Origin of the sequence: Qipengyuania citrea (assembly GCF_024171405.1) — a bacterium.
In the GTDB taxonomy this organism is placed as follows: Bacteria; Pseudomonadota; Alphaproteobacteria; order Sphingomonadales; family Sphingomonadaceae; genus Qipengyuania; species Qipengyuania profunda.
On record NZ_JALJZT010000002.1, the window covers coordinates 770867 to 794152 of the forward strand.

Annotated in this window: 23 protein-coding genes and 3 tRNA genes; 17 read left to right on the forward strand and 9 right to left on the reverse strand. The window is 63.9% G+C overall.

Features of this window, described 5'->3' with window-relative positions:
- Positions 1-72: 72 nt before the first annotated feature.
- Together J2S32_RS04695 and J2S32_RS04700 are read left to right on the forward strand one after the other, a co-directional pair.
- Positions 73-645, forward strand: coding sequence for a helix-turn-helix transcriptional regulator (locus J2S32_RS04695; protein WP_253517106.1), 573 nt, complete (start codon positions 73-75; stop codon positions 643-645).
- Positions 642-1832, forward strand: coding sequence for a glycosyltransferase (locus tag J2S32_RS04700; RefSeq protein WP_253517108.1), 1191 nt, complete (start codon positions 642-644; stop codon positions 1830-1832). Before J2S32_RS04695 ends, J2S32_RS04700 begins: the two co-directional genes overlap by 4 nt.
- On the opposite strand, the gene secF is transcribed toward J2S32_RS04700, so the two are convergent.
- Genes secF through yajC form a run of 3 tightly spaced genes read right to left on the reverse strand, consistent with a single transcriptional unit; the run spans position 1829 to position 4760 of the window.
- Entirely contained in the window at positions 1829-2806 is a 978-nt protein-coding gene (gene secF, locus J2S32_RS04705) for a protein translocase subunit SecF (protein WP_253517111.1), read from the reverse strand. The two genes, J2S32_RS04700 and secF, sit on opposite strands and share 4 nt — an antisense overlap.
- 13 nt (positions 2807-2819) lie before the next feature.
- Positions 2820-4418 (reverse strand): protein translocase subunit SecD, encoded by a 1599-nt coding sequence (gene secD, locus J2S32_RS04710; protein ID WP_253517115.1) that lies wholly within the window; start codon positions 4416-4418, stop codon positions 2820-2822.
- Between the two features lie 15 nt (positions 4419-4433).
- Positions 4434-4760: a preprotein translocase subunit YajC gene (yajC, locus tag J2S32_RS04715; protein ID WP_253517118.1), complete on the reverse strand. Its 327-nt coding sequence runs from the start codon at positions 4758-4760 to the stop codon at positions 4434-4436.
- A gap of 202 nt (positions 4761-4962) precedes the next feature.
- Between yajC and J2S32_RS04720 the strand changes: the two genes are divergently transcribed.
- The 7 genes from J2S32_RS04720 (at position 4963) to J2S32_RS04750 (ending at position 9907) form a co-directional block, all read left to right on the forward strand.
- Positions 4963-5039: transfer RNA gene (locus J2S32_RS04720), tRNA-Pro, on the forward strand.
- A 120-nt stretch (positions 5040-5159) separates the two neighbouring features.
- On the forward strand, positions 5160-5573 hold the full coding sequence (locus J2S32_RS04725) for a holin family protein (protein WP_253517121.1): 414 nt from the start codon (positions 5160-5162) through the stop codon (positions 5571-5573).
- Between the two features lie 84 nt (positions 5574-5657).
- Positions 5658-6134: a hypothetical protein gene (locus J2S32_RS04730; protein WP_253517123.1), complete on the forward strand. Its 477-nt coding sequence runs from the start codon at positions 5658-5660 to the stop codon at positions 6132-6134.
- A 95-nt stretch (positions 6135-6229) separates the two neighbouring features.
- Positions 6230-6664 carry a type II 3-dehydroquinate dehydratase gene (locus J2S32_RS04735; protein ID WP_253517125.1) on the forward strand — a complete coding sequence of 145 codons (435 nt, stop codon included), beginning with the start codon at positions 6230-6232 and terminating at the stop codon, positions 6662-6664.
- A gap of 72 nt (positions 6665-6736) precedes the next feature.
- Positions 6737-7234, forward strand: a complete 498-nt coding sequence (gene accB / locus J2S32_RS04740) for an acetyl-CoA carboxylase biotin carboxyl carrier protein (RefSeq protein ID WP_253517126.1) — start codon at positions 6737-6739, stop codon at positions 7232-7234.
- Positions 7235-7237: 3 nt separating this feature from the next.
- Positions 7238-8587 carry an acetyl-CoA carboxylase biotin carboxylase subunit gene (gene accC, locus J2S32_RS04745; RefSeq protein ID WP_253517128.1) on the forward strand — a complete coding sequence of 450 codons (1350 nt, stop codon included), beginning with the start codon at positions 7238-7240 and terminating at the stop codon, positions 8585-8587.
- 222 nt (positions 8588-8809) lie between these two features.
- Positions 8810-9907: a hypothetical protein gene (locus J2S32_RS04750; protein ID WP_253517130.1), complete on the forward strand. Its 1098-nt coding sequence runs from the start codon at positions 8810-8812 to the stop codon at positions 9905-9907.
- A gap of 26 nt (positions 9908-9933) precedes the next feature.
- Here J2S32_RS04750 and J2S32_RS04755 read toward each other — a convergent pair whose 3' ends face one another.
- Positions 9934-10368 (reverse strand): GFA family protein, encoded by a 435-nt coding sequence (locus tag J2S32_RS04755; protein ID WP_253517132.1) that lies wholly within the window; start codon positions 10366-10368, stop codon positions 9934-9936.
- Positions 10365-10826, reverse strand: a complete 462-nt coding sequence (locus tag J2S32_RS04760) for an Lrp/AsnC family transcriptional regulator (RefSeq protein WP_253517135.1) — start codon at positions 10824-10826, stop codon at positions 10365-10367. Before J2S32_RS04760 ends, J2S32_RS04755 begins: the two co-directional genes overlap by 4 nt.
- A gap of 227 nt (positions 10827-11053) precedes the next feature.
- On the opposite strand from J2S32_RS04760, the gene J2S32_RS04765 reads away from it, so the two are divergent.
- Positions 11054-12859: a sensor histidine kinase gene (locus tag J2S32_RS04765; protein WP_253517138.1), complete on the forward strand. Its 1806-nt coding sequence runs from the start codon at positions 11054-11056 to the stop codon at positions 12857-12859.
- Here J2S32_RS04765 and J2S32_RS04770 read toward each other — a convergent pair.
- The gene (locus J2S32_RS04770) at positions 12856-13023 is read right to left on the reverse strand and encodes a hypothetical protein (protein ID WP_253517140.1); all 168 of its coding nucleotides are present in this window, start codon (positions 13021-13023) and stop codon (positions 12856-12858) included. The two genes, J2S32_RS04765 and J2S32_RS04770, sit on opposite strands and share 4 nt — an antisense overlap.
- A gap of 60 nt (positions 13024-13083) precedes the next feature.
- On the opposite strand from J2S32_RS04770, the gene J2S32_RS04775 reads away from it, so the two are divergent.
- The 4 genes from J2S32_RS04775 to J2S32_RS04790 all read left to right on the forward strand — a co-directional run bounded on the left by J2S32_RS04775 (position 13084) and on the right by J2S32_RS04790 (position 15512).
- Positions 13084-13872: a polysaccharide deacetylase family protein gene (locus J2S32_RS04775; protein ID WP_367398970.1), complete on the forward strand. Its 789-nt coding sequence runs from the start codon at positions 13084-13086 to the stop codon at positions 13870-13872.
- A 56-nt stretch (positions 13873-13928) separates the two neighbouring features.
- Positions 13929-14005: transfer RNA gene (locus J2S32_RS04780), tRNA-Ile, on the forward strand.
- Positions 14006-14031: 26 nt separating this feature from the next.
- Positions 14032-14108 (forward strand) — tRNA-Pro (locus tag J2S32_RS04785).
- A 78-nt stretch (positions 14109-14186) separates the two neighbouring features.
- A complete protein-coding gene (locus tag J2S32_RS04790) occupies positions 14187-15512 on the forward strand; it encodes an MATE family efflux transporter (RefSeq protein WP_253517144.1) in 1326 nt (441 codons plus the stop codon).
- Here J2S32_RS04790 and J2S32_RS04795 read toward each other — a convergent pair.
- Together J2S32_RS04795 and J2S32_RS04800 are read right to left on the reverse strand one after the other, a co-directional pair.
- A complete protein-coding gene (locus tag J2S32_RS04795) occupies positions 15509-16684 on the reverse strand; it encodes a GGDEF domain-containing protein (protein WP_253517146.1) in 1176 nt (391 codons plus the stop codon). The two genes, J2S32_RS04790 and J2S32_RS04795, sit on opposite strands and share 4 nt — an antisense overlap.
- A 164-nt stretch (positions 16685-16848) precedes the next feature.
- Positions 16849-18060, reverse strand: a complete 1212-nt coding sequence (locus J2S32_RS04800) for a GGDEF domain-containing protein (RefSeq protein ID WP_253517149.1) — start codon at positions 18058-18060, stop codon at positions 16849-16851.
- A gap of 276 nt (positions 18061-18336) precedes the next feature.
- Between J2S32_RS04800 and ettA the strand changes: the two genes are divergently transcribed.
- From ettA to J2S32_RS04815, 3 genes are all read left to right on the forward strand, one after another.
- The gene (gene ettA, locus J2S32_RS04805; RefSeq protein WP_253517153.1) at positions 18337-20016 is read left to right on the forward strand and encodes an energy-dependent translational throttle protein EttA; all 1680 of its coding nucleotides are present in this window, start codon (positions 18337-18339) and stop codon (positions 20014-20016) included.
- Between the two features lie 49 nt (positions 20017-20065).
- Positions 20066-21877, forward strand: coding sequence for a sensor domain-containing diguanylate cyclase (locus J2S32_RS04810; protein ID WP_253517157.1), 1812 nt, complete (start codon positions 20066-20068; stop codon positions 21875-21877).
- A 180-nt stretch (positions 21878-22057) separates the two neighbouring features.
- A complete protein-coding gene (locus tag J2S32_RS04815) occupies positions 22058-22495 on the forward strand; it encodes an FKBP-type peptidyl-prolyl cis-trans isomerase (RefSeq protein ID WP_253517168.1) in 438 nt (145 codons plus the stop codon).
- A gap of 111 nt (positions 22496-22606) precedes the next feature.
- Here J2S32_RS04815 and J2S32_RS04820 read toward each other — a convergent pair whose 3' ends face one another.
- Positions 22607-23179 (reverse strand): pyridoxamine 5'-phosphate oxidase family protein, encoded by a 573-nt coding sequence (locus J2S32_RS04820; protein ID WP_253517170.1) that lies wholly within the window; start codon positions 23177-23179, stop codon positions 22607-22609.
- Between the last annotated feature and the right edge of the window lie 107 nt (positions 23180-23286).

The following is a 23286-nucleotide window of genomic DNA, read 5'->3' on the forward strand; positions in this document are numbered from 1 at the left end:
GTTAGGCCTTGCGCCGAGCCGGTTCCTGTAGGAAACAGGAAAAACCAAATCGGTTATCTGTGGAGCAGCCAAGTGATCAACCGGATCCGCGACATCCGCAAGCAGAAGGGCCTGACGCTGGCCGACCTCGCCGAGGCCTGCTCTCCGCCGACTACCCCCCAGACGGTCGGACGGCTCGAGACCGGGATGCGCAATCTCTCGCTCAAATGGATGGAGCGGATCGCCGCCGCGCTCGAGGTTGATCCCGAAATGCTGGTGCGGAGCGAAAAGGCCGGTCATCCGCAGGTCGTCGCCGCGCTGGCAAAGACCGGACCCGAAGCGCTTGCTACGCCGCAGGATGCCATCCTCGCCACCGATCTGGGCGGCGATGGTTCGCTGATGGTGCTCGATATCGCCTATCCGCATGGCGAGTACCGCCCCGGCGACCAGCTATGGCTACGCCAGCTCAATCCCGAAGAGGCGGCGCGCGCGATCAACCGCGATGTGCTGGTCCCCAAAAAGGGCGGACGCTTCGCCTTCGGGCGGCTGATCGACCGGCAGGGAAAGATGGTCGGCCTGCTCCCTCCCGGGCATGGCGAGAAGCAGCAGGTTGTCGACAATCCCGCCTGGATCGCGGTGGCGGAAATGCTGGTGCGCCGGCTGTGAGCGTCGCCAAGACCCGCCGCGTGCTGTCGCTGGCGACGCTGTTTCCCAATGCCGCCAATCCGCGCTTCGGCGTCTTCGTGGCCAAATCGCTCGAGGCGCTGCAGCGCGATACGCATTGGGATGTCACGGTGATCAATCCGCTCGGCCTGCCCCCGGTCGCGCTCGGGCGCTACCGCGCATTGGCGGGTGCCGCCGAGGATGGGCGCGAGTTCGGGATGGCGGTTTATCGACCGACCTTTCGGCTGCTTCCGAAGATCGGCGGCAGGCTCAACCCCGGGCTGATCGCCAAGGCGGTGCTCCCCCTCGCCCGCCGCCTGCATGCGGACCATCCGTTCGACCTGGTCGATGCGCAGTTCTTCTATCCCGACGGACCCGCCGCGATGATCATCGCGCGCGAACTCGGCCTGCCCTTCTCGGTCAAGGCGCGCGGGGCCGACATCCATTACTGGGGCGCACGCGCCTATGGCCGCGACGCATTGCTCGAAACCGCACGCGAGGCGGCGGGTGTGCTGGCGGTATGCGCGGCGCTGGCCGACGACATGGCCACGCTGGGCATGGCACGCGACACAATCACGGTCCATTACACCGGGCTCGACCGCGACCTGTTCCGCCCGATGGACCATGTCGGGCTGCGCGCGCGGCTGGGCGAGACCTTCTCGATCCCCATCGCCAGCGGCGATCGGCTGCTGGTGAGTGTCGGCGCGCTGATCGAACGCAAGGGCCAGGCCCTGGTAATCAAGGCGCTGGCCGATTTGCCGCGGGCACGGCTGCTATTGGTCGGCAAGGGCGAAGACGAAGCGAGCCTGCGCGCGCTGGCGAAAGAAGTCGGCGTGGCCGAGCGGGTCCATTTCCTTGGCAGCTTGGCCCCGACAATGCTGCCGCCGATCCTGTCGGCGGCAGATGCCATGGTGCTGCCTTCGGCCAGCGAGGGCCTTGCCAATGCCTGGATCGAGGCGCTGGCCTGCGGAACGCCGCTGGTCATCACCGACGCGGGCGGCGCGCGCGAAGTGGTGACCGCGCCCGAAGCCGGGGTGATCGTCGCGCGCAATTGCCGCGCGGTTCGCGAGGGGATCGACCTCGTGACCCGCCGCCCCCGCTCACCCGAGACGGTGGCGGCGACGGTCGAGAAATTCAGCTGGGAAGCGAACGCCGCGGCGCTCGCCGCCCATTACGACGCGATTGCCTAGACCAGGCCGCGCGCCTTCTTTTCCTGCTGATCGGCCACCGTTTCGGTAGGCACGAAGCTGTCGCTGGTAACGCCCAGCCAGACGAGGATCGGCGCCGCCATATAGACCGAGCTGTAGGTACCCACGAACAGGCCCAGCGTGATCCCGGCGACCATGCCGAACAGGCTGGCCGGACCGAACAGCAGCAACGGCAGCAGAGCGATCAGCAGCGTCAGCGAGGTCATCACCGTCCGCGCCAGCGTTTCGTTGACCGACAGGTCAAGGAGCGCAGGCAATTCCATCTTGCGGAACTTCTTCAAATTCTCGCGGATGCGGTCGTAAACGACGATGGTATCGTTGAGCGAATAGCCGATGATCGCGAGGATCGCCGCGATGATCTGCAGGCTGAATTCCATCTGGAACAGCGAGAACATGCCCAGCGTCAGGCTGACATCGTGGAACAGCGCGAACAGCGCACCCACGCCGAACTGCCATTCGAACCGAATCCAGATGTAGAGCGCGATCGCCCCCATCGCGGCCAGCAATGCGTAAAGCGCGGTCTGGCGGAATTCGCCCGAGACCTTGCCCGACACATTGTCATTCCCGTCGAGCCGGAAATCCTCGTAATCGGTCTGCAGCGTCTCGACGATATCGTTCGCGGCAGCCTGAGCGGCTTCCTTGTCGGCCGATACCTCGTCGGGCAAGCGCACGCGGATCGAGACCTGGTTGTCTTCGCCGAAGCGCTGGACCACCGGATCGCCATAGCCGAGCGTGGCCACCTTTTCGCGCAATTCGCCCACCGGGGCTTCCACGCTCTGGGTGAAGGTCGCGCGCACTTCGAGACCGCCGGCGAAGTCGACGCCGTAATTGAGCCCCTTGGTGAAGACCAGCGCCCAGCTGGCCGCGATCAGCAGGATGCTGATCGCGAAGAAAGGCACGCGCCAGCGGAGGAACTTGATGTTAGTGTCGTCGGGGACGAGCTTGAGCAGTTTCATATCGTCGCCCTCCTTACAGCACGATGTCTTTGGGCTTGGCCTTGCGCAGCCAGTCGGCGACCCACATGCGGGTCAGCGTGACCGCGGTGAAGACGCTGGTGAACAGGCCGATGATCAGCACCACCGCGAAGCCGCGGATGGGGCCCGATCCGAACAGGAACAGCAGCACGCCGGCGATGAAATTGGTGACGTTGGCGTCGTAGATCGCACGGCTGGCTTCCTTGTAGCCGTTCTCGACCGCCGCAACCACGCGGCGCCCACGCTTGCGTTCCTCGCGGATACGCTCGTTGATCAGCACGTTGGCGTCCACCGCCGCGCCGATCGTCAGCACGAAACCGGCGATACCGGGCAAGGTCAGCGTGGTGTTGAGCGCGGCCATGATGCCCAGCAGCATGGCGACGTTGATGACCAGCGCGATCGTAGCGTAAACGCCGAAACGGCCATAGCTGGCGATCATCAGCGCGATGACCAGCAGCGAACCGACCAGCATGGCGAGCATGCCGCGCTTGATCGAATCGGCGCCGAGATCGGGACCCACGGTGCGTTCTTCGATCACTGCGAGGTCGACCGGGAGCGCGCCCGAGCGCAGCGAAATCGCCAGCTGGTTGGCAGTCTCGACCGAGAAGCCGCCCGAGATCTGCGCCGTACCGCCGCGGATCGGCTCGTTGATATTGGGCGCGGACAGTACCGTATCGTCGAGGATGATCGCGAAGGGCTTGCCCACGTTTTCGGTGGTCAGCTTGGCGAAGCGGCGTCCGCCATCGCTGTCGAACTGGATATTGACCACCGGCTCATTGGTCTGCGGGTCGAAGCTCTGCTGCGCGCCGGTCAGATTGTCGCCGCGGATACCGCCGAGGCGGCGCACCGCGAGCGAGGATCCGGCAAAGGCCGACGTATCGGCATAGGCGAAGATTTCGGAGCCCGGCGGGGCGAGGCCCTGCTGCACGTCGCTGGGCAAGGCGTTCTGGTCGACAAGTTTGAATTCGAGCTTGGCGGTCTGGCCCAGCAGCGCCTTGAGCTGGTCGGGATCCTGCAGGCCGGGGACCTGCACGACGATGCGCGTATCACCCTGGCGGATGATCGTCGGTTCGCGTGTGCCGAGTTCGTCGATACGCTTGCGCACGACTTCGGTCGCGCTTTCCATCGCGTCACCGACCGCCTGATCGATCCCCTCGGAGGTGGGGGTGAGGATCATGCGATTGCCGTCCTCGACCGCCAGATCCCATTCGCGCACCAGACCGGTACCGTTGATCGACGGCAGCAGCAGTTCGCGTGCGCGGTCGACCTGCCCCGGATCGTCGAGCATGAAGCTCAGCCGTCCGTCACGGGTCGATACGTCACCGATGCGGATCCGCGGTTCGGCGCGGCGCATGGTGTTGCGCACATTCTCTTCCATGTTCTCGAGCCGCTGCGTCGCCACCTGCGCGGCGTCAGCCTCGAGCAGGATATGGCTGCCACCGGCAAGGTCGAGACCGAGGTTGACCATCGGGTCGGGCAGCACATCGGGCCAGCGGACGCTGGTGGCCGACAGCAGCGAGGGCAGCGCGGCGGCCACGCACAGGCCGGTAATCAGCCAGAGCCAGACCTTACGCCAGGTAGGGAAATCGAGCATGGAGGTGAGGCGTCCCTAGTCGTTCGCGGCGGGCGTGTTGCGCGACGACAGCACTTCGCCGATCGTGTTGCGCACCGCCTTGACGGTCATGCCCTTGGCAAGTTCGACGTGGACGAAATGCTCGTCCACCTTGGTGATCTTGCCGACGAGACCGCCGGCGGTGACCACTTCGTCACCCTTGCCAAGCCCGGCAACGCGTTCGCGGTGCTGTTTCTGCTGGCGCATCTGCGGGCGCAGGATGAGGAACCACAGGATCAGCAGCATGCCCAGCGGCAGTACCCAGCCGGTCCATGCGGGCGGCCCGGCGGCGGCGCTTCCGGCGGCGGCGAGAAAATCGATCATCGGAGGAATACCTGTCGGAAATTTGCGTGTCGGTCGGATCCGCAATTGGGCGATGCGCGCGACCGGTTCAAGCGGCCTGCGCAGTCCTTCTTGCGAAAGTGCGGCGCGGTTAGCAGCATTGCGATGCCGGGGCAACGAAATGCCTGCGAACTCCGCTTGCCATGCACAAACACCCGCCCTATAGGGCCGCCTCCACTGGTTTCGGGATGTAGCGCAGCCTGGTAGCGCACCATACTGGGGGTGTGGGGGTCGCTGGTTCGAATCCAGTCATCCCGACCAGTGGTTTCCCTCCCATTTCGCCGAACCGACGCGCCCAAGCGGCCGCGCAAACACGCGAATCATTTTCCTACACGAACCGATGTGGTTATCTGATCCGGTCTCACCAACCGGAGACGCCCCATGCCGCTTATCGAATCGCTCATCGGCCCGATCGCCTCGATCATCGACAAGGTGATCCCCGACAAGGAAGCGCGGGCGAAGGCCAAGCTCGAACTGCTCGCGCTCGAGGGCACGCAGGATCTGCAGCAGATCGAGGCGCGTCTGTCCGCTATCGTCGCAGAGGCACAGAGCGCCGACCCCTGGACCAGCCGCGCACGGCCGAGCTTCCTTTATGTCATGTATGCGCTGATCCTGTTCAGCGTCCCGATGGGCGTGATCGCCGCTTTCGACCCCATCGCCGCACGCGCGATCGGCGACGGCATGACCCGCTACCTCGCCGCCCTGCCCGAAGCGCTCTACGCGCTCTTCGGCACCGGCTACCTAGGCTACACCGCGGCGCGCCAATGGGGCAAGGTCAAGGGCGTGGATCAGTAGTTGGGGAGGCTGCTATTGGGTGGAAAGCGGACCACGCGAGAGGGTTCAATTGTCATCGGCAGCGAAGCGTTTCATAGTCGTTTGGTGAAAGCTATCTTCGTTCTCGCTTTGTTGACGCCACTTCTCGGTTGCGAGCAACCTCAACCTGCCATTTCGGATGAGGAATTTATCGCGTTCCGGGAATCCCATCCGGGCATGGTCCAAACCTGTCTAGACGAGGTTCGCTTTGGTGGTTTCATCGAGTGGCGCCCTGACGACCCTGATTGCTATGAAATGCTCCCAGCACAGCGATGGAATGGGCTTTGGGAGCATGGGTGGGAATGGACAAACTTCTGTCCTGACCCAGCAGATACTTGCGATTGGATGGCAAAGCGCGGCATTTGGCTTGAGTTTGCGGATAACGTTGAACTGGATGACATTCCACCTGATGGTATCCATCGCATCGAGTTTGTGGGGAGACGAACCAAGGTGCCAGGATACTTCGGCCACGCCGCCAGCTACGAGCACCTCATGATCATTGACCAAATTATCTCGCTTGAACCCGTCACCGCCCAGCGATAGTTCATATCCTTCGCTGACGCGCTTGAAGGTCCGTTATCAGGTCGTAAGCCGACCTTCCACTTCCTTGTCTCGGCCTTCGACGCTACCCCTTCCCCATGACCGACACCGTCTTCGTCCTCAACGGCCCCAATCTCAACCTGCTCGGCACGCGCGAACCGGAGATCTACGGCTCCGACACGCTTGCCGATATCGAGGCGATGCTTGGCGAGAAGGCGCGTGAGCTCGGGCTGGCGATCGACTTTCGCCAAACCAATCACGAAGGCGTGCTGGTCGACTGGTTGCACGAGGCACGCAAAGTCGGCGCCAGGGCGGTGCTGCTCAACGCCGCGGCCTATACGCATAGCTCGATCGCGCTGCTCGATGCGATCAAGGCGATCGAATTGCCCGTGATCGAGGTCCATCTGTCCGACCCTGCGACGCGCGAAGCGTTCCGTCACATCTCCTATGTGGGCATGGGCGCGGTGGACGAGGTCAAGGGACTGGGCGCGCGGGGCTATGCCGTAGCGTTGGAGAAAGCGGCCGCGCTCTAATTCGCCCGCACACCCCTTGCCCTATCGCCGCGCGGGTAGCATAGGCGGCGCAAACAACACACAAGGGGTTCCATGGCCGATCGTAAAGCCAGCGCCGGCAAATCCGGCATGAATGTCGACACCGCTCTCGTACGCGAGCTGGCCGAGATGCTGGACGACACCGGACTTACCGAAATCGAAGTCGAGGATGGCGACCGCAAGATCCGCGTTGCGCGCGGCGGCGGCGTGGCCATGGCCCCCGCCCAAGCGATGGCGGCGCCAGCCACAGCGGCTCCGGCAGCGCCCGCTGCTGCGGCGCCGACGCCCGATAGCGCGGGGGCCGCGCAAGCGGACACCGCCGGGGCGACCAAATCGCCGATGGTCGGCACGGTCTATCTGGCCCCTGAACCGGGTGCGGCCGATTTCATCAAGGTCGGCGACAGCGTCAAGGAAGGCCAGACGCTGGTGATTGTCGAAGCGATGAAGGTGATGAACCCGATCACGGCCGACAAGGCAGGAACGGTGAAGGCGATCCTCGTCGAAAACGCCCAGCCGGTCGAATTCGACCAGCCGCTCGTCGTCGTCGCGTAAGCCATGGGTATCTCGCGCATATTGATCGCCAATCGCGGCGAAATCGCGCTGCGTATCCACCGCGCGGCACATGAAATGGGTATCGAGACGGTCGCGGTGCATTCCACTGCCGACGCCGATGCCATGCATGTCCGGCTCGCCGATCACGCGGTGTGCATCGGTCCGCCGCCCGCGACCGACAGTTATCTCAACGTGGCCAATATCATTTCCGCGGCCGAGGTGAGCCAGGCCGACGCGATCCACCCGGGCTACGGCTTCCTGTCGGAAAACGCCAAGTTCGCCGAGATCGTCGAGGCGCATGATATCGCCTGGATCGGCCCCAAGCCCGAGCATATCCGCACCATGGGCGATAAGGTCGCCGCGAAGAAGACCGCCGGCGCGCTTGGCCTGCCGCTGGTCCCCGGTTCCGACGGCGCGGTCGAAACGGTCGAGCAGGGCCGCGCGATCGCGGACGAAATCGGCTATCCGGTGATCATCAAGGCTGCCAGCGGCGGCGGCGGGCGCGGCATGAAGGTCTGCGAAAGCGAAGACCAGCTCGAAACGCTGATGAAGCAGGCGGGCAGCGAGGCCAAGGCCGCCTTCGGCGACGCCACCGTCTATATCGAGAAATATCTCGGCGATCCGCGGCATATCGAATTCCAGGTCTTCGGCGACGGCAATGGCGGGGCAATCCACCTGGGCGAGCGCGACTGTTCGCTCCAGCGCCGTCACCAGAAGGTGTTCGAGGAGGCGCCCTCCCCCGTACTGGGCGAGGACGACCGCATGCGGATGGGCGAAATCTGCGCGCAGGCCATGCGCGACATGGCCTATCGCGGCGCGGGGACGATCGAATTCCTGTGGGAAAACGGCGAGTTCTATTTCATCGAAATGAACACCCGCCTGCAGGTCGAACACCCGGTTACCGAAGCAATCACCGGCGTCGATCTGGTGCGCGAACAGATCCGTATCGCCGAGGGCAGGCCGCTCTCGATCACGCAGGACGAAATCGAGTTCAAGGGCCACGCGATCGAATGCCGCATCAACGCCGAAGATCCCTGGACCTTTGCGCCCTCGCCCGGCGAAGTGACGCATTATCACGCGGCCGGCGGCATGCATGTGCGCGTCGATAGCGGGCTTTATGCCGGTTACCGGATTCCGCCCTATTACGACAGCATGATTGCCAAGCTGATCGTCTATGGCCGCACCCGCGAAGGCTGCATGATGCGCCTCAAGCGCGCGCTGGAGGAAATGGTGGTCGAAGGCGTCAAGACCAGCATCCCGCTGCATCAGGAACTGCTGCAGCAGGACGATGTGAAGAGCGGGAACTACTCGATCAAATGGCTCGAGGAATGGCTCAAGACGCGCGAGGGGTGAGGTCTTCAACCCCGGCACTGTAACGCGTTGGATGAGCAACTGCACCGGCCTGCTTCACCTGCGCGATGGTGCGCGTGACCATTTTATTTGCCCTTCCATCGCCTCTCGCCCAAGAGGATCGGAGTGAAATTAATTCCCTAGATGTGTTGGCTTTGGCGCTCAAAAGGAAACCCAACAGTCTAAGAAAAGGTTCTTTAACGAACATGTCCTTATTTGTTGTCCATGCGTACCAACATCCTCTTTGCGCCGGCATTCGTAGTTGCGACGGTCAGCTCCGCTATTTTTTTTACAGAGCCACCGCCAGCCGCAAGCCAAGAGGATCTGCAGTCGCCCGTTGGAGACGAAGCGAGCCCACCGCCGACGACACTCGAGGAGGTGCTCGACCTGCCGGCCTATCGATGGCTGAAATCCAAGAAACGACCAGGCAGGATCCGGTCGTACGATGGCGGAAGTGTCCAGTTCAGGGGATATTTCCTGGAAAGCGAGCTCACTCCAGAGCGGCTCGACGCCTTCAATCGCTACTCGCTGTTCCCGAATTGGATCAACGGCGACGATGAGCTGTCGGTCGACCGGCTCCAGACATTCCAAGTATCCTCGCAACCAGACCCTGCAGTGGCCTGCGTTGGGCTTGTTCAGGTTGTCGGATACATTCCAAGGGCTCAGCGGGATGAGGAATCAGCCGAACTGGTGGAGGCCTATTCGAACTGGTTGCCCAGTCGCCCCCTTGATCGCAATTGCGACTTCACCGAGCCGACCATGCCCCAGGACTTCGAGGAGCGACGGACATTCAAATTGGTCGGTGGGCCTGTGTTGCGGGAAAAACAAAGACCCTGTGCCGATTTTGCCGGGGACCGCAACGACCGGATCATTCTGTCGAAGGATATGCGCTTCGACATCCGGCGAATCGCAGTCGGCAGCAGTATGCCGAAAACCGACCTTCACTACCCCTCGACCTTTTTCGACATGCCCTTCCGCGGATTCACATCGGCGCTGCACCGCGGCGGTATGAGAAACCTGCAATACCTGGTCGACGGCAATTACGCCCCGAGACCGCAGGATGTCTCGATCGAATACCGAGTGGTGGAGGATGAGCAGGCCGATCGCTTCTGCATCGTCATGGATCTGCGGCAGGGCAACGCAGAGCGTCGGTTCAGAAGAGTGGAACCTCGGCAGGGACGGGCCCTGCCATGGCACGCCGGACCACGCGGCGGCCCCATGGTCTATGTCCCGGACAACGCTACCTTGGTGGATTTCGGCACCGAAATCGCGGATACCATCCTCGTTGAGAATGGCCTGGTTCCCAGAGCTATCGGGCAATAAACAACGGTGCTACGCCCTAAGGCGCTTTAGTCGAAGGTGAAACCCGCAGCCTCGGCTTCCGCGATCACCTCTTCGCCGGTCTGGCGCGGATGGTCACCTTCGATGCGGCCCCAGTCGGCGCGTTCGTCGACGAAGATCTCTTTCTCGATCGCATGGTGGGCCGCCGCATCGAACAGGCCCGCGGAAAAGCTGCGGTTGCCGGTCGGCAGGAAGCGGAACCACAGATTGCTGCCGCATTGCGAGCAGAAGGCGCGCTCGGCCCATTCGCTCGAGCGGTATATGGTGGCCTTGTCCTCGCCCGTAATGTCAGCGCGCTCGCCCGTCTGCGCAGTGTAGAACGAGCCGCCCCAGCGCCGACACATGGCGCATTGGCAGATCTCGATCTCATGCGCCGGATTTTCGAGCGCGATGGTGACCGCGCCGCACAGGCAATGGCCCTCGATCCGCTCGACCGCGCTCATAGCGGGACGCCCGGTTCGTGCTTGCTGGTGCGAATGGTCAGCGAGGTTTTCACGCTCTCCACATTGGGCGCCGGCGTGAGCTTGCTGGTCAGGAATTCCTGGAAGCTCTGCAAGTCCCTGCTGACGATCTTGATGATGAAATCGATCTCGCCATTGAGCATGTGCACTTCGCGCACCTCGGGCAGGTCGCGCATCGCGACCTCGAATTCGCGCAAGGCGTCTTCCGCCTGGCTCTTCAGACTGACCATCGCGAAGACGGTGATCGAGAAGCCCAGCTTCGACGGATCGAGCTCGGCATGATAGCCGCGGATCACGCCCTCTTCCTCGAGCGCGCGCACGCGCCGCAGGCACGGCGGTGCGGTCAACCCGACCCGGTGGGCCAGTTCGACATTGGTGATTCGTCCTTCGGACTGGAGTTCCGCCAGCAAACGACGGTCGATATCATCAAGATTGGCCATATACGCTGCCCCTGCTAACCCTGCGCCACGGGCGAGTCATCGCGAAACTTCCACGAAATGTTGGAAACGCGATGCAGCCCTCTTGGCTAACATTATTAGCTCTGCCAGCAATTGTCCCGCTTTGCAACGCGAAGGCAACTTTCCGTTCAGCCTAAGTTTTACACCTGTAGAAACGTTGTGCTGCGATGGGTTACGTGTAGCGGACCCCCACGCCACCCGGAGAATCAATGCATTTCGACGATCGCCTTGCCACTGTGCTGCGCCACCGCGCTGCGGGCGAGCGCGCGGCGAAGACGCAGTTCCGGCAATTGCTCGATCTGCTTGGCGAGCGGCCGCAAGGTGGTGATCCCGCGCTCAAGGCGGCGGCGTATCTGCGGCTGATCGCACTAGCCGAGGTGATCCCGACCGATGAACGCGCGGGCATTGTGGGAGAGAACGGCTGGCGCTTCCGCAACCCCGAACTCGTGCGCTGGTTCGGCGAAGCGCATCCCGCCATCGCCGGGGCCGCGCTGTATCGCGCGCAATTGACCGACAAGGAATGGGCCGCGCTGATCCCGCGCCTGCCGATCCGCGCGCGCGGCTTCCTGCGCCATCGCCGCGATTTGCCCACCGGTGCGGTGCGCGTACTCGACCGGCTTGGCGTATCCGATCGCGCGCTGCCGGCGCCAACCCCGGCGCCCCAGCGCAAACCGGCCGCGCAGGACACACGCGACCCGATCGATCTCGAAGAGCTCGAACCGCTGGTGCTGCGCCCCGCGAACGAGAATGCCGCGCCCGCGGATGAGCCTGGCGGCATCGTTGAAGCGGATCCGCAGCCGACGCCGGTGCCAGTCGCTGAAGACAACCCTCCCGCACCCGGGGCGGAAATGCCTGCCAAGTCCGATGGCATCCGCGCGCTGGTCGAACGGATCGAGACGTTCCGCAAGGCCCGTGCGCCCGGCGCGCAGGGGGCCAGCGCGCCGACACTGCCGATGGCGGGGCTCGAGGAGACGGCGCAGCGCAAACCGCTCGACGGGTTCAGCTTCGGCACCGGGTCCGAAGGCCGGATCGACTGGGCCGAACCCGAAATCGCCCCATTGGTGATCGGGATCGACCTATCGCAGCGGCGCGCAGGCAGCCAGGTGGGCGAGGATTTCGCCACCGCTTTCATCAATCGCCAGCCGGTCCGCGACGTGCCGATCAGCCTGCGCGGGGCCGACGCGATCGAAGGCGAATGGATCGTCGATGCCGCCCCGCGTTTCACCCGCGGCGATGGGCGCTTCTATGGCTATGTCGGGCGCTTCCGCCGCGCGCTCGCACCGGTCGACAACCGTGCCCAGCGCAGCGCCGATCGCCTGCGCCAGCTGCTTCATGAGCTGCGCACGCCGGTCAATGCGATGCAGGGCTATGCCGAGGTGATCCAGCAGCAGGTCTTCGGGCCGACCCCGCATGAATACCGCGCATTGGCCGCGACGATCGCGGGCGATTCCGCGCGCATCCTTGCCGGGTTCGACGAGCTCGACCGGCTGGCGCGGCTCGAGGCCGGCGAATTGGATCTGGAAGCGGGCGAGAGCGATTTTGCCGCCATCGTTCGCGCGCAGGTCGGCCAATTGCAGACTGTGCTGGGCCCGCGGGTTGCGCGGTTCGATGCAGAGATCGCCGAAGCGCCTGCCCCAATGGCGCTGGCGCAGAACGAAGCCGAGATGCTTGGCTGGCGCATCCTGGCGACGCTTGCGGGAGCGACCGGAGCGGGCGAGAACGTCGCGCTTGCCCTCGCGCTGGACGGCGACCAGGTCGCGCTGCGGGCGCAGTTGCCGACCAAGCTTGCCGAAACCGAGGACGTCTTCGTCTCCGATGTCCGCTCGGGTGGCAGCACCTTGAGCTCGGGCATTTTCGGCGCCGGCTTCTCGCTCCGCCTCGCGCGCGCTGAAGCCCGCGCGGCAGGCGGCGAACTGGTGCGCGAGGAGGGTGCGCTCATCCTCGTGCTCCCGCTCTTGACCGGCGTGGATGCGCTGCCTAGCCCTGCTGACGCACCTGATCGCGCCGCCGGCTAGGACCCACCGCCATCGCCCATGCCAACCTTCTCGACCCGCCCCACCCATCGCAGGTCGCGCGCTATGCGGACGGGTTCGGCCAGCGTTCGCTGCTGACGGTCGATACCGAGGAAGAATTCGACTGGAACGCCCCGTTTCGCGCCGATGGCTATGGGCTCGACCATGTCCGCGCGATCACCGGTTTCCAGGAGTTCTGCGAAGGGCTCGGCGTCTCGCCCGTTTACATGGTCGACTGGCCGATCGCGGCCGACCCGCTGGCGCGCGAGATCATCGGCGGTGCGGTGCGCGCGAAAAAGGCCGAAGTGGGCGTGCAATTGCACCCCTGGGTCAATCCGCCGCACGAGGAAGAAGTTACCACGTACAATAGCTTTGCCGGCAATCTCCCGCACGAGCTGGAGCGGGACAAGTTTTGCCGCCTGCGCGATGCGATCGAAGAAGGCTTCGGCACCGTTCCGCGGATTTATCGCGCGGGCCGCTATGGCCTCGGCCCGCAAACCGCCAAAGTGTTGAGCGAGACCGGCGTGGCGATCGATAGTTCGGTGCGCGCGCGTTACGATTATTCCGATGCGCACGGTCCCGATTACAGCCGCCATCCGGTCGTCCCTTACTGGACCGATGCCGAGCGCACATTGCTCGAGCTACCGCTTACCAGCGTATTCTGGGGCATGTTGCGCAAGCAGGGCCAGCAGATCTTCCCGCTCGCCCGCAAACTCCCGCTGCTGGGCGGCGCGCTGGCGAAGCTCGGGCTGCTCGAACGCATTGGCCTCACCCCAGAAGGCGTGACCAAGGAAGAGGCGCTGCGCGCGGTCGATATCGCGATCGACGACGGCCTGCCGGTACTGGTGCTGAGCTTCCACAGCCCCTCGCTGGCGCCCGGTCACACACCCTACGTCCGCACCGAAGAGGACCTCGACGCGCTCTATGACTGGCTGCGCGGGGTCTACGGCTATCTCGACATGCGCGGCGTCCGCCCGACCACGGTCGCGGAAATCATGACGGCAGTGGACGCCTAGCGCTTGCATGCCTCTCGCCCCGGGGCTAGGCGCGCTGTTCCGCAGGGCGTGCCTTGGGGCCTGTAGCTCAGTTGGTTAGAGCTGGCCGCTCATAACGGCTAGGTCGCGGGTTCGAGTCCTGCCGGGCCCACCAAGCTCGGCGTCTTGCGGGAAATCGGTCGGGGAGTGGCGCAGCCTGGTAGCGCACTTGTTTTGGGTACAAGGGGTCGCTGGTTCGAATCCAGTCTCCCCGACCAGTATTTCGTAATGCGTAGCCGCCGCCTGGGCGGCTTCGTCCGGCAGGCTTCCAGCCGCCGTTGCGGGAGTTCCGCCGTTTGAACACCGCCGCCTCTCCCGCCATCGACACCCGGCTGATCTGGGCCATCGCGCTGCCCGCCATGGTGACCAATGTCGCCACCGCACTGATCGGCGTTGGCGATATGTGGATAGTCGGGCGGCTGGGCGATGCCTCGACGCAGGGCGCGGTAGACGTCGGTGCCAAGCTGTTCGCGGCGCTGTTCACCGTGATGAATTTCCTCAAGACCGGCACCACCGGCATGGTCGCGCAGGCGGGTACGCGGTCGGGCGCGCAGGCGCAGGCCGAGGTGCTGATCAAGGGGCTGGTGGTCGGCCTGTCGATCGCCGCGCTGCTGCTGCTCGCCAAGCCGGTGCTGCTCCCGCTGTTGCTCGACGCGCTGGGTGCAGAGGCGCAGGTGCGCAGCGCGGCGCTGGTCTATGCCGATATCCGGTACTGGAGCGCCCCCGCCGTGATGGCGAATTTCGCGCTGGTCGGCTTTCTCGTCGGGCGCCGCCGCATGCGCGAGGTGCTGGCGATCGAGGTATTCTACAATCTGCTCAATGTTGCGCTGGGCCTGTGGCTCGCGCTGGCGCTCGACTGGGGCATCGCAGGGATCGGCTGGTCGAGCTTTATCGCCGAGTTTGCCAAGCTCGCCGTCGCGGGCGTCGTGATCTGGCGGATTGCAGGCAGCGACATCCGCGCCGCGCTGCACACCGGCACCAGCATGTCGCTCGCGACGCTCAGGCCCTTCCTGTCGGTCAATCGCGACCTGTTCCTGCGCACGGTGGTGCTGATCGTCGCCATTGCCGCGCTAACCCGGCTGGGGGCAGAACGCGGACCGGTGGCGCTCGCGGCGAACGGGATCGTGTACCAGCTCTTCGTGCTTTCCGCGCTGCTGCTCGACGGGTTCGAAAACGCCGCACAGGTGCTCAATGGCGAACGCGCCGGAGACAAGGACCGCGCTGGCTTCACGCACTATATCCGCGCGATCCTGTGGCGCTGCCTGGGCGTGGCGGCCGTGCTGGCGCTGTTGTTTGCCTTCTTCGGCGGGCCGATCACCGACAGTTTCGCCGCCACCGCCGCAGTCGCCGCCGAAGCGCGAACGCTGTGGCCGTGGCTGGTGGCGATCCCGCTGGCGGGTTTTGCCGGTTTCGTACTCGACGGCGTGTTCGTGGGCGCCAGCTGGACTCGCGCACTCCTGCTCGCAATGGCGGGTGCGGCGGCGGGCTATGGCGTGATGCTGTGGCTAACCTGGCCGCTTGGCAATCACGGGTTGTGGGCCAGCTTCGTCGGGTTCCTGCTGCTGCGTGCGGCGATGCAAGCAGCGCTCATGCCGCGCTTGCTGCGACGGGAACTGGGCTAGGCGCGTACTTCGCGCGGATCGGGACCCTGCTGGAGGGGGGATACCACGGCGCGTGGTCTGTCGTCGCCATCGGCGGAAGTGGAATTGCGGCCGCCTTCCTTTGCCCGGTAGAGCGCCGCGTCGGCACGCGCGAACAGCCTGCCATAACCTTCGTCCGTCACCCATTGGGCGACGCCGAAGCTAGCCGTCAGCCGGACGTCATCCGAAATGCCCTCGATCGGCAATTGCTCGAACCGCGCGCGGATACGTTCGGCTAGGTTAAGCGTGGGCTCCTCCGGGCAGTTCCACACGAGGATGCAAAACTCCTCCCCACCGATGCGCCCGGCAATGTCGGTATCCCGGATCGTCGAGCGCAGCAGGTCCCCGAAGCTGGCGATCGCCGTATCGCCGACCTGGTGCCCCCAGATATCGTTGACCCGCTTGAAGTGATCGATATCGGCCACGATCACGCTCACCGGGACGTCCTTGTCGCGAGCGCGGTTCAGCATGGCGATTGCCTGGGCTTCGAAGGGGCCCCGCATCTTCAAACCGGTCAGCGCATCGCGCTCCGCATCTTCGCGCACCGCCTTGGTCTGGTCGGTCAAGGCCGCCCCCAGCAAGATCAGCGCCAGAGATACCGCCGCAAGCGCCAGCGACACGACCATCAGGGCGTAGAACGGCGTTTCGCGATATTCGGCAGCGGTCATCGACCCTTCGACCATGATCGCGACCAGCGGGCGGACGAAGAACTGGAAGGTGCCGATGGCAAGAAGGAGAATTATCGCCTTGTCGAGCAACTCCGTGCCTGCCTTGCGCGCGGCTGTCTGGGTGCCGAGAGCAAGGATCAGGCCGTAACAGGCGTTGGCGGTATACAGACGGGCATTGTAATCCACCCCGAAGCTCGCGCCGATCATCAGGATCATGCCGGTAACGGCAATCGCGATATAGAGCCTGTGATTGATCGGCTGCCCGTACCGTGCGCATATTCCCCACACCAGGCTGATCGTGCCGAGCGAATAGCACAAGTGCATCAACACGATCGCGATGATCCCGTTGGGGTCGTCGGTGAAATGGAAAATGAAAAACCCGAGCGCGCTGGAGAAATATCCCACGGCTATGATCGCGATCCAAGTGGCGCTGGGGTCGCGTCGCCACAAGATGAAGAACGCAAGGGCGAATACCGTGCTAAGCATCGGATTCGCCAAAGCTAAAATGTTCTCTGACATGCGCTACCCCGACCCTCTCACCCGATCTCTAGGTGATAACAGTTAAGGCCCGATTGAAAAACATCGGTTTTGTTTTCGCAGGACAAGTGGATTGGCGCAGGGACATAGCGCAGCTTGACTCAGAGTCCTGGCTAGACGCTCGCTTCGCGCCGCTCCTCGACGCTTTGCGTGATCGAGGTGACCACGTTGCGTTTCTTACCCGCACTGTCGCGCACCGTACGGTTGCGGCCGCCTTCCTTGGCCCGGTAGAGCGCCGCGTCGGTCCGCGCGAACAGTCGGCCGTAACCTTCGCCCTCGATCCGCCCGGCAGCGCCGAAGCTGGCGGTGAGCCGGTGATCGTCGGGCATGCCCTCGACCTGTGTGTGCGCGAACTTGGCGCGGATGCGCTCGGCCATGGTGACCGCCGCGGTTTCGTCGCAATTCCACGCGAGAATGCAGAATTCTTCGCCGCCGATACGCCCGGCAAGGTCGCTATCGCGAATTGTCCCGGTGATGATCTGGCCGAATTGCGCGATCGCATGGTCGCCGACCTGGTGACCCCAGACATCGTTGACCGCCTTGAAGTGATCGATATCGGCCACCACCAGCGACACCGGCAGGCATTCCTGCTTCGCGCGTTCGAGCAGTTCGACGACATCCTGTTCGAAGGCGCGCCGCGTGCGCAGCCCGGTCAGCCCGTCGAGCTCGGCCTGTTCGCGCACCGCCTTGATCTGGTCGTAGACGCAGGCGCCGACCAGGACCATCGCGCTCATCAGCGAGATCAGCGCCAGCGACAGGTTGAGGACCGAGTAATAAACCGACTGGCGATAGCCTTCCGCCGCGATCCCCTGCTCGACCAGCAGCGTCAGAACCGGGCGGATCATGAATTGCGCGGCGAGGATCGAATGCGCGACGATGATCAGCTTGTCGATCGCCTCGCGCCGCTGCCCGCCGAGCAGCGACATCAGACAGACGAGATACATCGCGCCATAACCGACGTTGACGATGATCAGGCGTGAGGAAATTTCGGGTGTAGTGACCACGGCCACCCCCAGTGTAACCGCCGACAGCGCGTAGATCACCAGCAGGACGCCGAGATAGGGCGGCTGGCCCGCGCGCCTGGTCAGCGCCCAGATCGCCGTCGCAGTGCTCATCGAATAGAAGAACTGGGTAATGTGGAAGACGTAGGGCGAGCCGGTATTGAACAGATGCGTGGTCCCGAAGCCGATCGCGAAAAAAAGATAGGCCGCAGCGAAGCCGAGCACATAACTGCCCATCTTCCCCCGCCACCACATCACGAGAAAGACCGCGAAAAACACGATCGCCATCGTCGGTGTGATCAGGCCCATAATCTGTTCGCGCATGGACTGCCCCTGCCCTTCCTGCCATTGCAATAAGGAGGTTCGGTTAATAGTTGGTGTAGGTAAAACCCCCGAGTGCCGGCCCAATTCGGTTTTCTCGCCGGATTTGTCCAGATATCATTGCACCTTAACACGCATTTGCATTTCGAGCACGTGCGGGGCCCGCCCCGCAGCCTCGTGATACTTGCCCCGCGAGGCTCGGACGACTATCTGCGCCCCCAAACATGAGGGCCACTGTGCCCGCCCAGCCAATTCCATTTCTCGAAGGATTTTCGCCCGATGGCCGCCCAGTACGCTTTCGTCATGAAGGACATGACCAAGACCTTCCCCGGTGCGCCCAAGCCGGTGCTCAGCAACATCAACCTGCAGTTCTACCAGGGCGCCAAGATCGGCATCGTCGGCCCCAATGGGGCGGGCAAGTCCACCCTGATCAAGATCATGGCCGGGATCGACACCGATTTCACCGGTGAAGCCTGGCCGGGCGAGAACATCACCGTCGGCTATCTCGAGCAGGAGCCCGAGCTCGACGAGAGCAAGACCGTGCTCGAAAACGTCAAGGACGGCGCACGCGAAACCGCCGGGCTAGTCGACCGCTTCAATGCGATCAGCGCGGAAATGGGCGATCCGCAGGACGACACCGATTTCGATGCGCTGATGGAAGAAATGGGCGATTTGCAGGCCAAGATCGACGCGGTCGACGGCTGGACGCTCGACAACCAGCTCGAAGTGGCGATGGAAGCGCTGCGCTGCCCGCCGGGCGACTGGTCGGTGACCGACCTCTCGGGCGGCGAAAAGCGCCGCGTCGCGCTGACGCGTCTGCTGATTCAGAAGCCCTCGATCCTGCTGCTCGACGAACCGACCAACCATCTCGACGCCGAAAGCGTCCAGTGGCTTGAGAACCACCTCAAGGAATATGCCGGTGCGGTGCTGATGATCACCCATGACCGCTACTTCCTCGACAATGTCGTGGAATGGATCCTCGAGCTCGATCGCGGCAGCTACTATCCCTACGAAGGCAATTACTCGACCTATCTCGAGAAGAAAGCCAAGCGTCTCGAGCAGGAAAGCCGCGAGGAAAGCGGGCGCCAGAAGGCGCTGGGCCGCGAACTCGAATGGATCCGGCAGACCCCGGCCGCGCGCCAGACCAAGTCCAAGGCGCGTATCCGCAAGTTCGAACAGCTCCAGGATTCGCAGAAGGACCGCAAGCCGGGCAAGGCGCAGATCGTCATCCAGGTCCCCGAACGCCTCGGCGGCAAGGTGATCGAGGCCAAGAACATCACCAAGGCCTATGGCGACAAGCTGCTTTTCGAAGACCTCTCCTTCATGCTGCCCCCGGGCGGCATCGTCGGCGTGATCGGCCCCAACGGCGCAGGCAAGTCGACGCTGTTCAAGATCCTTACCGGAAAGGAAGAGCCCGATAGCGGGACAGTTGAAATCGGTTCCACCGTGCATCTGGGTTATGTCGACCAGAGCCGCGACCATCTCGATCCGAGCAAGAACGTGTGGGAGGAAATCTCCGACGGGCACGATTACATGAAGGTCAATGGTCACGACACCAGCACCCGTGCCTATGTCGGAGCGTTCAACTTCAAGGGCGCCGACCAGCAGAAGAACGTCGGCAAACTGTCGGGCGGTGAACGCAACCGCGTCCACATGGCCAAGATGCTCAAGGAAGGTGGCAATGTCCTCCTGCTCGACGAACCGACCAACGATCTCGACGTCGAGACGCTCGGCGCGCTCGAGGAAGCGATCGAGAACTTCGCCGGATGCGCCGTGGTCATCTCGCATGACCGTTTCTTCCTCGATCGCCTCGCCACGCATATCCTGGCCTTCGAAGGCGACAGCCATGTCGAATGGTTCGAAGGCAATTTCGAAGCTTACGAGGAAGACAAGCGCCGTCGTCTCGGCGATGCGGCAGATCGTCCCACACGTCTCGCCTACAAGAAGCTGACGCGTTAAGCCTCCGGTAAGGCCCGGCCATCCACGCCGCGGCCAAGGGGGGACTGAGTTGGGCAGGCAAAAGTTTGCGGTTTCGGCGGGCTCGGAACTGACGTGGGCGATCATCTTCAGCCTCGGCTGGCTCGTGTGCGCGATGATCGCACTCGAGCTCACCCAAGGTGCGGATGGCCTGGCGGCGGTCTGGCCTTCCAGCGGCATTTTCGTCGCTGCGCTGCTGCTGCTCGGCCCCCGCGGGCGCAAGCTGACCAGCATCGGCGTAGCCCTCGCCAGCTTTGCAGCAAATATGTGGTCCGGCGTGGGGGTCTTGCCCTCGGTGGGATATACCATTGCCAATCTGATCGAAGGCTGGCTGGTCTTCGTGCTGATGGGCGGCGGGCGTGCGGAACATGTCCTGCTGGCGCGTCCGCTCAACCTGCTCCGTTTCGCCGCCTCCGCATTGGTAGGCGGCATTGCCAGCGCAATCATGGCGGGCATCCTTTCCAGCAATTTCGATACCGTGTTCCTTACCTCGTGGATGAGCACGGTGACGCTGGGCATGCTCGTGGTGACCCCGGTCGTCATGTTCCTCCATCAGGACGAAGCGCACGAGACCCGCATGCTGTCGCTGCGCGGCTTCTGGACCTTCGTATTCGTCGCGCTGACCGCGCTGGCGGCCTTCGGGCAGGCCGAGTTCCCCTTGCTGATCCTGCCGCTGGTCGCGATCTCGATCACCACTGCGGCATTAGGTCTGAGCGGCGCGATGGTCGCGCTGCTGCTCGTGACCGCGATCGGCTCGGTCCTGACGATGTTCGATCTCGGTCCGGTGGGTGCCTTCTTCCCCCCGGTCGAGCAGCAGGTGCTGGTGTTCCAGGTCTACCTGCTGGCCCTGCTGGTCTCGACCCTGCCCGTTGCGCTGTCGCTCGCCCGCAACCGGCGCGATCTCGAGGAAATTGCCACCAGCAAGCGGCTTCTCGAAGCTGCGGAGCGCGCCGCCAAGGTCGGCCATTGGCGGCATGACCCGGATACCGATGCCATCTATTGGTCGGAAGAAGCCGGCAGGATGCTGGCGCGCGACCCCCTGCCTGCCACACTGACCGAGATGGCGGAGATGTTCCACGAGGATGACCGCCCGCGGGTGATGGGCTTGCTGGCGGGCGCACGCCACACCGGCATCCCGTTCATATTCGAAGCCCGCATCGATTCACGCGATGGCACGCCGGGCTATTTCGAATGCCGCAACGAGGTGGAAACGAACACTCGCCATGGGCCCGCGATCATCTTCGGCACCATCATGGATGTGACCGAACGCACCGAGGCCATGCGCGAACTCGAGCAGGCAAAGCTGCGGGCCGAGACCGAGGCAGCCGAAGTCAGGATCCTGGCCGAGACCGACCATCTCACGGGCATTCCCAACCGCCGCAAGGTGCTGTCCCGGATCGGCGGGCAGATAGCGAAAGCCTTTTCCGGCAGGCATCGGTTCACCATCGCGATGATCGACATCGATCACTTCAAAACCATCAACGACCGGTTCGGCCACGAGATCGGCGATCTCACGCTGGTAAAGGTCAGCCAGGTGCTGGAGGCGCATTTGCGCTCGGGCGAAATGGTGGGCCGCGTCGGCGGCGAGGAATTCCTCTTCGTCTGGCCGGGCAGTGACGCGCTTGCGGCACGCGAACGCTGCCTGGCCATCGGCCGCGCGCTGGCAGCTACCGAATGGCACAAAGCCGGCCTCGAACCGGTGACTGTCAGTATAGGCATCGCGGAATATGACGTGCGCTGGGACGAAAGCCAGCTGCTGCGGTCGGCCGACGACGCGCTATATCGCGCCAAGCACGCCGGCCGCGCGCGCTGCGTGATCTACGAAGAACCCGCCGTGATCTAACGGACCGCGTGGATCATCCCCCGCCCTAGGCGATGAATCGGCAGGCAGTGAGCGAGCTGCGCCGACTGCATTTGACTAGCACCGGCTGAGTTGCGACAATCAGGGGCAAGGCGCTCGATTACGAGTGCGTTCCCGGACGGCCCATGGCGGCCGCAAAATCCAATTTCGAAAAGGACATTTATGCCCACTCCCAAAAACGGTGACACCGTATCCATCGACTACGTCCTGCGCCGGAGCGACGGCGAAGTGGTCGGCAACACCGAGGAACAAGGCCCGCAGGACATCGAACTGGGCAGCGGCCAGATCTTCCCGCAGATCGAGCAGGCGCTGACCGCGATGGAAGTCGGCGACGAAGAAACCGTCGCGATCGAATGCGACAGCGCCTTCGGTCCGCGCCGCGACGAGCTGATCATCGAAATCCCGCGCGAGAACCTGCCGCCCGAACCCGCCCCGCAGCCCGGGATGGCGCTGCAGGCGCAGCAGCAGGACGGTTCGCCGATGACGCTCTATGTCGTCGATGTGAACGACCAGTCGATCAAGGCCGACGGCAACCATCCGCTGGCCGGTGAAGACATCACCTTCGCCATCACGCTGCGCGAGATCAAGCAGGCAGCCTGACGCAATACTGGCGGGCGGTCCGGGCCGACGGCCCCGATCGGGCACGTGGATGGCCGCCCGCCATCGTATCGATATATGCGCGAGAGATCGAAGCTTGACCGATCCCCGGCTCTAAGGCGCAATCCAGCGGCCGGCGCCGTTGCGCGCCAGTACCGCCCGGCGATGGCCGTTGTGGGCCAGCGAAAACCAGTCGATCTCCTCGGCCTGCATCAGCAGCACCGCGAAATTCTCGCGCGCGGGGACAAGCTGGACATCGTCAGGCTCGTCGCGCTCGAATTCGGGCGGTAGCCCCGAGGTGGGCACATCCGAGATCGCACCCGGCCCTTCTCCCAGATAGCAACGCCTCGCGAAATTGGTGCTTTCCGCCCAGGCCGCATCGACCATCGCCCCGTCGCGTTCGATCCGTGCGGTCCCGCGCAGGCGCAATTGCACCTTCGCGTCGCGATCATAGGCGAGCACCGCCATACGCGGATCGCCTTCGATTACCGCGACCTTGGGCGACCGGGCGTCGGTGTGAAAGCGCAGCGTCCAGTGATCGGCATCGAAGGCGCGCAGGACCATCACCCGCGCATCGGCATCACCCGTCGCGACTACCGGCGCATGCATGGGCGAATGGCGGTTTGCCGCCGCATCGGCCAGCCTGGCGGAGATATCGGCGCGGACTTCGTCGAGTGTATCGTACATGGCCGTAGCAATGCCTGCGCACCGAGCCGGAGCCAACCCCCAATAAATTCATAATTCTCCGCATAAACATGAACGGAAGCCCGACAGACCGGTTCAGTTTGGGGTCA

Excerpts from the sequence above, each read along its gene's own strand:
- J2S32_RS04795 (WP_253517146.1), bottom strand. The coding sequence starts at position 16,684 with ATGCTTAGCACGGTATTCGCCCTTGCGTTCTTCATCTTGTGGCGACGC.
- J2S32_RS04775 (WP_367398970.1), top strand. The coding sequence starts at position 13,084 with ATGGTCGACTGGCCGATCGCGGCCGACCCGCTGGCGCGCGAGATCATC.
- accB (WP_253517126.1), top strand. The coding sequence starts at position 6,737 with ATGGCCGATCGTAAAGCCAGCGCCGGCAAATCCGGCATGAATGTCGAC.
- J2S32_RS04815 (WP_253517168.1), top strand. The coding sequence starts at position 22,058 with ATGCCCACTCCCAAAAACGGTGACACCGTATCCATCGACTACGTCCTG.
- J2S32_RS04725 (WP_253517121.1), top strand. The coding sequence starts at position 5,160 with ATGCCGCTTATCGAATCGCTCATCGGCCCGATCGCCTCGATCATCGAC.
- ettA (WP_253517153.1), top strand. The coding sequence starts at position 18,337 with ATGGCCGCCCAGTACGCTTTCGTCATGAAGGACATGACCAAGACCTTC.
- accC (WP_253517128.1), top strand. The coding sequence starts at position 7,238 with ATGGGTATCTCGCGCATATTGATCGCCAATCGCGGCGAAATCGCGCTG.
- secD (WP_253517115.1), bottom strand. The coding sequence starts at position 4,418 with ATGCTCGATTTCCCTACCTGGCGTAAGGTCTGGCTCTGGCTGATTACC.
- J2S32_RS04770 (WP_253517140.1), bottom strand. The coding sequence starts at position 13,023 with ATGGTCGAGCCCATAGCCATCGGCGCGAAACGGGGCGTTCCAGTCGAA.
- yajC (WP_253517118.1), bottom strand. The coding sequence starts at position 4,760 with ATGATCGATTTTCTCGCCGCCGCCGGAAGCGCCGCCGCCGGGCCGCCC.
- J2S32_RS04765 (WP_253517138.1), top strand. The coding sequence starts at position 11,054 with ATGCATTTCGACGATCGCCTTGCCACTGTGCTGCGCCACCGCGCTGCG.
- J2S32_RS04760 (WP_253517135.1), bottom strand. The coding sequence starts at position 10,826 with ATGGCCAATCTTGATGATATCGACCGTCGTTTGCTGGCGGAACTCCAG.
- J2S32_RS04735 (WP_253517125.1), top strand. The coding sequence starts at position 6,230 with ATGACCGACACCGTCTTCGTCCTCAACGGCCCCAATCTCAACCTGCTC.
- J2S32_RS04800 (WP_253517149.1), bottom strand. The coding sequence starts at position 18,060 with ATGCGCGAACAGATTATGGGCCTGATCACACCGACGATGGCGATCGTG.
- secF (WP_253517111.1), bottom strand. The coding sequence starts at position 2,806 with ATGAAACTGCTCAAGCTCGTCCCCGACGACACTAACATCAAGTTCCTC.
- J2S32_RS04750 (WP_253517130.1), top strand. The coding sequence starts at position 8,810 with ATGCGTACCAACATCCTCTTTGCGCCGGCATTCGTAGTTGCGACGGTC.
- J2S32_RS04755 (WP_253517132.1), bottom strand. The coding sequence starts at position 10,368 with ATGAGCGCGGTCGAGCGGATCGAGGGCCATTGCCTGTGCGGCGCGGTC.
- J2S32_RS04820 (WP_253517170.1), bottom strand. The coding sequence starts at position 23,179 with ATGTACGATACACTCGACGAAGTCCGCGCCGATATCTCCGCCAGGCTG.